General features: G+C 36.3%; 10 protein-coding genes. 5 read left to right on the top strand and 5 right to left on the bottom strand.

Going from position 1 to position 10,879, the window contains the following annotated elements:
- The 4 genes from UIB65_RS01565 to UIB65_RS01550 form a co-directional block, all read right to left on the bottom strand.
- The coding region (locus UIB65_RS01565; RefSeq protein ID WP_330039391.1) for a hypothetical protein at nucleotides 1–196 on the bottom strand (196 nt) is incomplete at its 3' end.
- A gap of 249 nt (nucleotides 197–445) precedes the next feature.
- The gene (locus UIB65_RS01560) at nucleotides 446–2,701 is read right to left on the bottom strand and encodes an ABC transporter permease (protein ID WP_330039390.1); all 2,256 of its coding nucleotides are present in this window, start codon (nucleotides 2,699–2,701) and stop codon (nucleotides 446–448) included.
- 224 nt (nucleotides 2,702–2,925) lie between these two features.
- Nucleotides 2,926–5,196, bottom strand: a complete 2,271-nt coding sequence (locus tag UIB65_RS01555; RefSeq protein WP_330039389.1) for an FtsX-like permease family protein — start codon at nucleotides 5,194–5,196, stop codon at nucleotides 2,926–2,928.
- Nucleotides 5,197–5,200: 4 nt separating this feature from the next.
- Nucleotides 5,201–5,905 (bottom strand): ABC transporter ATP-binding protein, encoded by a 705-nt coding sequence (locus UIB65_RS01550; RefSeq protein WP_330039393.1) that lies wholly within the window; start codon nucleotides 5,903–5,905, stop codon nucleotides 5,201–5,203.
- A 197-nt stretch (nucleotides 5,906–6,102) separates the two neighbouring features.
- On the opposite strand from UIB65_RS01550, the gene hisA reads away from it, so the two are divergent.
- Genes hisA through pyrI form a run of 5 tightly spaced genes read left to right on the top strand, consistent with a single transcriptional unit; the run spans nucleotide 6,103 to nucleotide 9,336 of the window.
- On the top strand, nucleotides 6,103–6,846 hold the full coding sequence (hisA, locus tag UIB65_RS01545; protein ID WP_330039388.1) for a 1-(5-phosphoribosyl)-5-[(5-phosphoribosylamino)methylideneamino]imidazole-4-carboxamide isomerase: 744 nt from the start codon (nucleotides 6,103–6,105) through the stop codon (nucleotides 6,844–6,846).
- Nucleotides 6,843–7,307 carry an adenylyltransferase/cytidyltransferase family protein gene (locus UIB65_RS01540; RefSeq protein ID WP_330039392.1) on the top strand — a complete coding sequence of 155 codons (465 nt, stop codon included), beginning with the start codon at nucleotides 6,843–6,845 and terminating at the stop codon, nucleotides 7,305–7,307. The genes hisA and UIB65_RS01540 overlap by 4 nt, the downstream gene beginning before the upstream one ends.
- A 12-nt stretch (nucleotides 7,308–7,319) precedes the next feature.
- Nucleotides 7,320–8,342, top strand: a complete 1,023-nt coding sequence (argC, locus tag UIB65_RS01535) for an N-acetyl-gamma-glutamyl-phosphate reductase (protein ID WP_330039387.1) — start codon at nucleotides 7,320–7,322, stop codon at nucleotides 8,340–8,342.
- A gap of 16 nt (nucleotides 8,343–8,358) precedes the next feature.
- Nucleotides 8,359–8,853 (top strand): flavodoxin domain-containing protein, encoded by a 495-nt coding sequence (locus UIB65_RS01530; protein ID WP_330039386.1) that lies wholly within the window; start codon nucleotides 8,359–8,361, stop codon nucleotides 8,851–8,853.
- A gap of 6 nt (nucleotides 8,854–8,859) precedes the next feature.
- A complete protein-coding gene (gene pyrI, locus UIB65_RS01525) occupies nucleotides 8,860–9,336 on the top strand; it encodes an aspartate carbamoyltransferase regulatory subunit (RefSeq protein ID WP_330039385.1) in 477 nt (158 codons plus the stop codon).
- Nucleotides 9,337–9,340: 4 nt separating this feature from the next.
- Here pyrI and UIB65_RS01520 read toward each other — a convergent pair whose 3' ends face one another.
- Nucleotides 9,341–10,549, bottom strand: coding sequence for a GMC family oxidoreductase (locus tag UIB65_RS01520; protein ID WP_330039384.1), 1,209 nt, complete (start codon nucleotides 10,547–10,549; stop codon nucleotides 9,341–9,343).
- Between the last annotated feature and the right edge of the window lie 330 nt (nucleotides 10,550–10,879).

The following is a 10,879-nucleotide window of genomic DNA, read 5'->3' as shown; positions in this document are numbered from 1 at the left end:
TTTTATAATCTGGCTCTGCAATATATGCAGAATCCATTTCACCACCAGTACCATCTTTCAAATGAACTCTACGATTGATCTTTTTAACATAATTTCCAGGAACTCCAATAGTTTTAGTATATTCAGCCGGAAATTCATCAAACATGATGGAATGGCATAAGTCAAAAGGTTTTGAAAATTTTCTTGCTCTAATCATAATTTTTCCCTTATTTTATTTAAAATTCAATTCAAGAAAGTTATCTCGAATAACTAACTTTTTAAAAAATATTTAAGTTTTATATAAAACTCCAAATTGATTTAACTTAAAAATCTGATTAAATTTAAGTAAAATAGGACATGTCCAATTAAATAATTGATTGGCAAAGTATAAAGAAGTTTTTCAAGTGCAACAATATGAAAAATCACAATTATGATACTCAGCTATAAAATGTAAAATCAATGTAGTTCATTCAACGTCCTTCAGCGCTTCAACCATGTTCAAATCTTTGATTTTATCTGAAAACATAAGGTTTACACCAATAGCTATTGCAAAAGTTATTGCAGCAGACAATACAATATTGCCCAATGTCAGTGTAGGGACATAATACAGCAAGTCTCCCGCAGCATTCATCATCAATGTCATGAAGTAAAATCCAAGAGGAATACCTAAAATAAAACCTATTGATGTGAAAATTATGTTTTGGGTCAAAAGCAGCTTTCTTAAGGTATTCGTTTTAAAGCCCAGAACCTTCAAGGTTGCAATTTCCCGCTCCATTTCTGTAAATGACAAAATGCCCAGATTATACAAAACCAGAATGGCCAATGCTCCTGCCACAAATGTCACTACATAAACCATCATCATCACTGAAGTCGTCATCTGGTCCCAGCTTTCCTTCATTTTATCAATTGTTGTAACTGATTTGATAGAATCAAAGTTTTCGCCAAATTTTTCATCAGTTATGATGTTTGTCGGCGTGAAATTCAATCCCTGATCTTTTAAAGTATCCGGAGACATTATCAAACCTTGTGAAATTGGTTCTGCATGAATCTGACCTATTTTTGAAGTTACCCAATCATCTTCACCGACAATATGCCACCTGATTTCATCACCGATTGTCAAATTGAATTTATCTGCCAGCTTGGTTGATATTGACACAACCCCCTCACCAATGTCAATCGGATTCCTGTTGCTGTCGGTGTAGGATATCAAATCCGTATTATTCGATGCCAAAAGCGTTACCGTGTCCTCCACATCATTTGCCTTGATTTCGATGGATTGCTGCATAATAAAACTGCCGTTTGTTTCATTTAAAACATAATAGAGTTCCATCGGATTGGCCTGACTTGAAAGCAATAACTTTGACTCATAATGAACGATATCATCATATTCCCATGACTTTAGCTCAGCCATGCTGTCATTCATACCGAATGCTGCAATAAGCAGTGCAACACATCCCATAACCCCAACTATTGCCATCAATGCCCGGAACCTATTTCTTCTTGCATCACGCCAGTTCCATCGCATATTGAAGCTTAAACGATTCCAAAATCTTGATTTTTCAATTATTGTTTTTGATGAAGCATTAGGCGGTTTAGGCCTTAATGTATTTGCAGGATTTTCCTTTGAAATTCTTCTGCATGACAGATAGGTCACCAACACAGACAAAACGACCATCAATCCAGCAATGTAAAGGAAACTCATGTCAAAACCAGGATTCCAGCTAGGCATACTGTAATTTGTCTTCATTGAGGGATAAAACATTTGGGGAATTATCATAGGTCCCGTAATCAAACCCAAAATAGCCCCTGCCAAAACCGGCCAGAATGAATATGACAGATAATGCAGAATTATTGATGAGTCCTTAAATCCGACGGCCTTTAGGATTCCAATTTGAGTTCTTTGATGAGCAACAATCCTATTCATTGTTGTGAGAAGCGTTAGAAAAGTAACCAAAATAAATACAATTGGAAAAACATCACCAATCATCTTGTGCTGTGCCATTTCATCGGCGAATTTGGAAACGCTCAATTGATCCTCTTTTTTGGTAATCGACAGATAATCTATTGAACTCATTTTAGCCTCAAAATCGCTGCCGGACATATCATACTTAACAAGCAAAGTATTGTATTTCAAATCTTCAGGATATGCCTTGGCTGACAGATATGCAAAGCCCATTTCATTGAAATCAGGAGTTAGGGATGATGGAGATACCTCATAAATATATTCCGGAGAATAGCCAAGACCCTTGATTTGTTTTGTTATTGTTCTGTTGTCAAATTCAAAGGCGATTTTATCTCCGACTTTCAGGTCACGGGCTTCTGCAAAACGGGTATCCAACCAGACACCAGAATCATCATTCGGATTGAAATCTTCACCTTCAGTTGCATAAAACTTAGAAATCGTTCCCTTCTCTATGAAGTGCAGCGTGATGTCAGGATTACTTTCCAAATCCGCTTGGGATTGAATTACCTCCTGCCTGTCATTTTGAGTCGTGAACCCATTGAATTTGTCTAAAGATGCATTATCAAAATCAGTATTATAAATCCAAGCATCCGCCATATTGGTATCTGTGTAAAACCCATCAGATGTTTGAACCAAACCATAGTACTCTGCATAAATTCCAGTATATGCAAAAATACCCAAAAATGCCATTAAAAATATTGCAATGAATTGCGTCTTGTTGATTTTTATATCCCTCAGCATCTTTTTAGACAATGACATGATAATATATTTAAAAATTGGAATATAAAAAACCTATTTTTTAATTGAATATATGATTCATTAAAAGTGATGAAAAAATATTTTCTTTTAAAAAAATTAATGTAAATTACATTAACATAGACAATCTGAAAATATAGCCATAATTTAAAATATGAATATATATGTGACAATCCATTAAAAATAGCTTAAAGATTTAGAACCGAAAGGAGTGAATAGATATTGAACTATTCCACACCTTTCAGTGATTCGACCATATCCAACCTCTTGATTTTTCGTGAAAACATCAGGTTTACAAGAATTGACAATGCAAAAGTAATTACCAATGTAATGAGGAAGTTTACAGGAGATATTGACGGCAATATGTAGAAAGAATCTCCGGATGACTCCCACATTATGGCCAGTATGTAATATCCCACAGGCAATCCCAGTACAAACCCAATAGCTGTAAACCACAGGTTCTGTGTCAACAATAGTTTTCGCAAAGCCCCTGTCTTGAAACCCAACACCTTCAATGTCGCAATTTCCCGTTCAATTTCTGTAAATGACAGCAGACCAAGATTGTATAACACCACTACCGCAAGAAGAGATGCAAAGAATATCAATATGTAGATTAAAAGCCACATTGATTCTGTCAGCTCATCCCAACTGGAAGTCATATTATTCATAGAGTTAGCTGCCTTTACACCATCATAATCCTTTGTGACATGTTCTGATGTGATGATGCTTGTTGGAGTATAGTTTAAATCCAAATCATCCAATTTATCAGAAGACATTATGAATCCCTGAGATATAGGATCTGCGTGAATCTTGTCTATTTTTGTATCAATCCACTTATCAGAACCCATAATGTGCCATCTGACAGTATCTCCAACATCAACATCCAGCATTTTTGCCATTTTTTCAGAAATCGATACATCACCATCATTAATTTCAACATGGTTTCTGTCATAGTCTGTCGGTGTAATTAAATCTGTTTCATTGAGTACCAGAAGTGAACCCGATTTTTTGGCCGAGTCCGATTCTATTTCAATGGCACTTTCCATTATCTCATCACCATTGACCTTGTCTGCAATGTCATCGATTTGCGATTGTGCAGTATCCTCTTCAATCACCAATTTTGAGTCATAATGATTAATTTGTGTATATTCCCATTCCTTCAGATCATTCATTCCATCATACATTCCAAATGCACAAACCAATAGCGCAGAACAACCCATCACCCCAACTATTGTCATCAGTGCCCGAAACTTGTTTCTTTTGGCATCACGATAATTCCATCGAATATTGAATGACATGTGCTTCCATAATCCCAGCTTTTCAATGAATCCTGAAGATGAAACCTTAGGCACCTTTGGCCTTATGGTATCGGCCGGTTTTTCATCCGAAATGCCTTTGACCGAATAATATGAAACCGCCAGAGACATTATGATCATCAATGCTGCCACATATAAGAAACTCATGCTCCAGGCCGAATTCCAGGACGGCAGCTTATAAGTTGCACTCATTGACGGATAAAACAGTTGGGGCAATATCATCGGTCCCAAAATCAAGCCCAATATTGAACCTGTTAAAACCAGCCAGAAACCATAGGACAAGTAATGCAGAATAATTGAACTATTCTTAAATCCGCAAGCCTTAAGAATACCTATTTGAGTCCTTTGATGAGTGATTATCCTTCTCATTGTTGTCAGCAAAATCAGCATTGCAATCAATATGAATACAACTGGAAAAATGTCCCCCATCATCTTATGCTGGTCCATTTCATCGGCGAACTGACTTACGCTAGAGTGCTCTGACCTTTCAACGAATGAACTGTAGTAACCACCCATATGATAATCCAACAGCTCACCATAACTTTTAGAATCACCATCGAATTTGACATTCAATACGTTATATGGAACTGTATCTGTTGGAAATGCCTTATATGAAAGATATGCAAAACCAATTTTGTTGAAATCAGGAATTATGGAGGCGGATGAGGCATGATAGACATATTCCGGAGAGTAACCTATTCCTTTTATCTCCTTTTTGATAGCGTAGTTTTCAAATTCAAATGTAATGTTGTCTTTGACTTTCAAGCCTTTGGCATCGGCAAAGCTTTTGTCAAGCCATACTCCACCAGCATCATCAATATTCAGTTCCTCTCCTTCAACCAGAAAGAATTTGGATATTGTGTTGTTTTCTACAAAATGCAGCGTAATGTCGGGGTCATTGTCAAAATCTCCCACCGAATCCACTACCACCTGCCGTTCCATTTGAGTGGTTGCACCCAGGCAATTAACCTGGTCTAAAAATAAATCACTAATATTTAATGAATAAATCCAACCGTCAGCCAAGTTTGTGTCTTCATAAAAGTTGTTACTGTTTACTTCAAGGCCAACAGACTCTCCGCCGACACCGGCAAACACAAATACTCCTAAAAATGCCATTAAAAAAATTGATATAAATTGAGCTTTGTGCTTCGCGATGTCTCTCAACATCTTTTTGAAAAGCATACACTCACCAGTCTAAATCTGTGACCTTCATTGGATTTTCATTAACTGCGATACTTTCTATCTGACCATTTTTGATTCTGATAACCTTATCTGCAGCTTCGGCAAGTATTGCATTGTGAGTTACGATAATTACTGTAGTATTTCTGTTGTTACTCATATCCTGGAGTAAATTTAAAATTAGTACACCTGTTTTTGAGTCAAGTGCTCCTGTAGGCTCATCACATAAAAGCATTGTTGGCTGTTTTGCAACTGCTCGTGCAATTGATACTCTTTGTTGTTCTCCACCGGACAATTGTGCAGGAAATTGATCTGCATGGTTTCCAAGTCCCACCGAATCCAGAACGCTTAGACCATCTATATCCACATCCACAATATCCTTCATCAATTCAACATTTTCAATTGCAGTCAAATTTGGAATCAAGTTATAGAACTGGAAAATGAAACCGACATTTTTAGCCCTGTACTCTGTCAGCTGGTTGTCGGAGAAAGATTCGACATGATTACCATTTACAATTATTTGACCTGAAGTTACTGAGTCAAGCCCTCCCAAAAGATTTAAAAGAGTTGATTTACCAGCACCAGACGGTCCAAGAATTACTACAAATTCCCCCTTATCAATGGTAAAATTAACATTGTCCATAGCTTTTAAAATGTGTTCTCCAGATTTATATTCCTTATCCACATTTTTAAATTCAATAATTGTACTCATCATTCTTGCCTTCTTTTATAATATTTGTTTAATAATACTTTATTAATTTTAGTATTTATATTTAGGCATGCCTAAATATTTTTAACCTGATAACAAAAAAATATTTTTCATTAAAAAAAACTAATTTAATAAACAATACATATAAAACATTTCAAAACAAATAGTATTTTATAATAAATTATTATAGGAAAAATCAAATGTCATTCAAAAAAGATGAAATGTTAATAATGCCTGCAGTAGACATTAAAAATGGAAAATGTGTACAGCTTGTCCAAGGCGAACCTGGAAGTGAGATGGTTGAAATAGAAAATCCCGAACGTGTTGCAAAGCACTGGGAAGATTTGGGAGCTAAAAACATCCATGTGATTGATTTGGATGGAACCATCAATGGAGTTGCCAGTTTCGATATTATCAAAGACATATTGAACGAGGTTTCAGTTCCAATCCAGCTTGGTGGCGGGATAAGAAGCGTTGAATATGCACGCCAATTATTGGATTTGGATATTGAAAGACTGATAATCGGAACCATGGGAATTCAAAATCCCAAAACCATTGAAGAATTGTCAGAAGAGTATGGCTCTGAGAGAATCATGATTTCGCTTGACAGCAAGGACAACAAGGTAGTTATCAAGGGATGGCAGGAAAAGATAGATAAAAGTCCAGTCGAGCTTTCACAGGAGTTTAAGGACCATGGAGCAGGAAGCATACTGTTTACCAATGTTGACGTTGAAGGACTTTTAGGCGGATTTTACACAGAACCTGTAGAAGAGCTTAAAAAATCCGTTGATTTGCCTATTGTTTATTCCGGAGGAGTAACAACAATAGACGACATTAAAAAATTAAATGAAAGTGGTGTGGAAGGAGTTGTAATCGGTTCTGCACTGTATAAAGATAAAATTGATTTGACTGAAGCTTTAAAATATCAGAAGAGGCAAATATAATGAAAATAATGGCGACCGGAACATTCGACATACTTCACCCAGGTCATGGAGTATACCTTGAAGAGTCAAAAAAATTGGGTGGAGAAGATGCTGAACTTTATGTTGTTGTAGCTCGTGATGCAACAGTTGAAAGAAGAAAAAGAGTACCAATTGTTGGAGAAGACCAACGTTTAGAATTGATTAAAATGTTAAAACCCGTAACTGATGCTTTTTTAGGTGATGCAAATGGAGATGTGTTCAAGATTGTTCGTGAAATCGACCCGGACATCATCACCGTAGGAGCTGATCAAAATCATGACATAACCAAGCTGCAGGAGGCAATCGACAAAAGAGGCCTGAAAGCAAAGGCCGTGCGTATTGAAAAATACCGTGATTGCGAACTTGACAGCAGCTGTAAAATCATTAGAAAAATTCAAAATACAGATTTTGAAGGAAAAATAATGGACCATTGTGAAGATTAGGAGATAGATAAAATGTTTAAAGTAGCAATAATAGGTGCAAGCGGATATACTGGCGGAGAACTATTGAGAATGTTGTTGAACCATCCTGAAGTGGAAATAACAGACATTACCTCAAGACAATACGACGGCATTCCTGCACATAAAATCCATCCCCACATAAGAGATTCTGGACTTGTATTTTCAAACAAGAGTCCATCCGAATTGGATGTTGACGTTGCATTTACCGCAACACCTCATGGAGCATCAATGAAAATTGTTCCTGAACTTTTAGAAACCGGAATGAAAGTTGTTGACTTAAGTGGAGATTACAGATACAGAGACACAGCAGTATATGAAAAATGGTATGGAATGGAACATACCGACAGTGAAAATGAAGGAGTGTTCGGACTTCCTGAACTTTATCGTGACGAAATCAAAAAAACAGATTTGGTTGCAAATCCAGGATGCTTCCCGACAGGAGCTATCTTATCTTCATATCCTCTTGTTAAAAATGGACTCGTTGAAAGAATTGTTATCGATTCAAAAAGTGGAGTCAGCGGTGCTGGAGTTAATGCATCTTCAACTACACATTATCCGAATATTGCAGACAACCTCAATCCATATAAAATCACTACACACAGACACTCATCTGAAATCAAACAGGAACTTCACGGATTTGACGAGGTTCAAGTTTCATTTACACCACACCTTATACCAGTAATCAGAGGAATTCAGACAACAAGCCATAGCTTTTTAAATGATGAAAATAAAGATATCACAACAGACGAATTGAGAAAATTATATGAAAAAGAATACGGTGAAGAATACTTCATTAAACTTATGGACGAAGGAGAAATACCACACTTAAGTTCAGTTAGAGGATCCAACTTTGTTCATATCGGCGGATTTGAAATAGATGACACTGGAAGAATCGTGATGTTATCCTGCATAGACAATCTTGTCAAAGGAGCATCCGGTCAGGCTATTCAAAACATGAACATCATATTGGGCATCAACGAACAAGCTGGTTTAACACACTTCGGTCTTCACCCATAAAATGGGAGATTATATAATGGCAACTCTAATAATTTATTATTCTCAAAGAGGAACAACAGATATTGTTGCAAAAACATTGGCAAAAAACTTAAGAGGAAACATAGTTAGGATTCATGATTTAAAAAATCGTGATGGATATGCAAACAGGTTTTTATCCGTAATCAGTGCATTTAGAGAAGAAAAAACAGACATCATGCCTGAAAGGGTTGATTTGACCAATTACGATACAATCTATATTGGTTCACCGACCTGGACTGGAAATCCTACTCCAGCAATACTCACCATCATTGACAGATGCAACTTTACAGGAAAAGATGTTGTATTATTTGCTACAATGGACACAAATCGTGGAAATTCAAACATTGCAAGACTTGAAGAAAAGGTTAAACTGCGTGGAGCAAGAGTCATTGAAAGTTTTAGCATTACTACCAAAGATAAAAGTCCCGAACAATTGGTCAAAGATACAGAAGCGATAATTGAAATGAAAGACTTAAAAATGTATTCCAGGTAGGATTATATGAAAAAGGATAAGAAAGAACTTAAAATCAGAGCTATTGAAAATGGTACTGTAATTGACCGAATTACTGCCAACAAAGCACTGCACATTCTCAAAATTTTGGAACTTCCAGACAGTGAAACACAAAACATAACAATAGCAATGAACGTTTCATCAAATGAAATCGGCAGAAAAGATATTGTAAAGATTGAAAACAGAGAATTGGATCATGAAGAACTTAATCAGATTGCTTTGATTGCTCCAAAAGCTACAATCAACATTATCAGAAACTATGAACCTATAAAAAAAGACAATATTATACTTCCGGACAAGATTACATCAATGATTAAGTGTACAAATCCGAAATGTATAACAAACTATGAAAATGAACCGATTACACCAAGGTTCAATGTAATCAACAAATATCCTCCAGTTGTCAGATGCCATTACTGTGAAAAATTGATAAAAACAGAAGATATCGATAAGCAATTCGAATAATCTTCTATTTATTTTTTAAATAATCCGCCAGTCTTTTTGATAATGCAAGTATTGTCAGTATTGGAGGCTTTCCAGGAGATATTGGCAATACGCTTGCATCACTGACATACAAACCATCTATTTCAGTTTGCAGATTTGAATCAACTATTTTTCCAATGGCTGCAGTTCCGCCAGGATGGGCTCCCCTGTAAACTGTTGAACCAATTGTATTTGGGTCAACCCCTGCCTTTTGAAGTATGAATCCTGCAGTGGCAGTTCCTTCAGCCAAAAATCTTATATCCTGAATGGTATTTATTTTGACCACATCCCCATCATCGCCAACATATCCTCTGCATTCATCAGGAGTCTTGACCATGATGCTTAAAATATCCTTATCAGTTACAGAATCATCAGGAATGTTTGCCCTGATAAAAGATGAGAAGTGAGGAGACAACACGAAGTTTTCACCTATGACAAGTCCTGCCATCTGAACTTCTGTGTTGAAGTTGATGTCTTTTAAATATCCTCCAACGCTTACAAACGGATCAAAGAATATTTCACTACCTGCATCTTCAATTCCTGATTTTCTCAAAATCAATGTTGTTCCGATAGCTCCGGCAGATAGAATAACTGTATCTGCATAAATGGAGTTTTCGACATTGTCTTTGACGTATGTAACGCCGCATGCCTTACTTTCATCTGAGAGAACCTCAATCACTTCTGCATCACATATCAGTTCAGCACCGTTTTCTACCGCCAAATCCACAAAGTCCTTTCCGGACCATTTTGCATTGACCGGACATCCGAATGCACACTTTCCGCATTGAATGCAGTCCTCTTCCCGAATGGCTTTAGGCATTTTAAGTGTTTTCAATCCCAATTCACGACCTGCATCCAAAAATGCTTGAGTTCCAGAACCAATATGTGAATCGTCAAGCTGATGGACACCTACCAGTTCCTCAACATATTCATAAGCAGCGCTCAAATCAACACCAAAATCAAGCAGTTCCTCATCCAAAGCCCTTACCATATTGGACATGGAAACGATTGATGCACCACCAATACATGTGGTTGTCAACAGATCCACATCATCGGAATACTTATCGTAATAGTTAAACGCATCACCTGATTCTATATATGGTCCCTTTTCTATAATTGTAACCGGAACATTATCCTTTGAAAGTTCATATGCCAGAATTCCTCCACCTGCACCAGTACCTACAATAATTACCATTCAATCACCAAAATTATATATAACAATTGATATATTTTATTTCATACTATAAAAAATTTAACACAACATGAAAATATTTAGATAAGTATGGAAAAAATAATTAACTATTTTTTGTAAATCAAAAAAAATACAAAAAGGCGGTAAAATGAAAATTTCAAGAATTTTAATTGCCGCACTGATTTTAATCTGTACAATAGGAATTGTCTCAGAGGTAGACACTGAAAAACTAAAATGCCAAGAGGATATGGTAATGTAGGCAATGGCAATTACGCCAATGACCTTGCAGACATAGAAATAGATGTTTTTAAAGATAATGCAACAGACTTTGTT

Origin of the sequence: Methanobrevibacter sp. (assembly GCF_036307625.1) — an archaeon.
Classification (GTDB): Archaea; Methanobacteriota; Methanobacteria; order Methanobacteriales; family Methanobacteriaceae; genus Methanocatella.
Note: the sequence above shows the minus strand (reverse complement) of the source record. Positions and strands in the feature narration are given on the sequence as shown.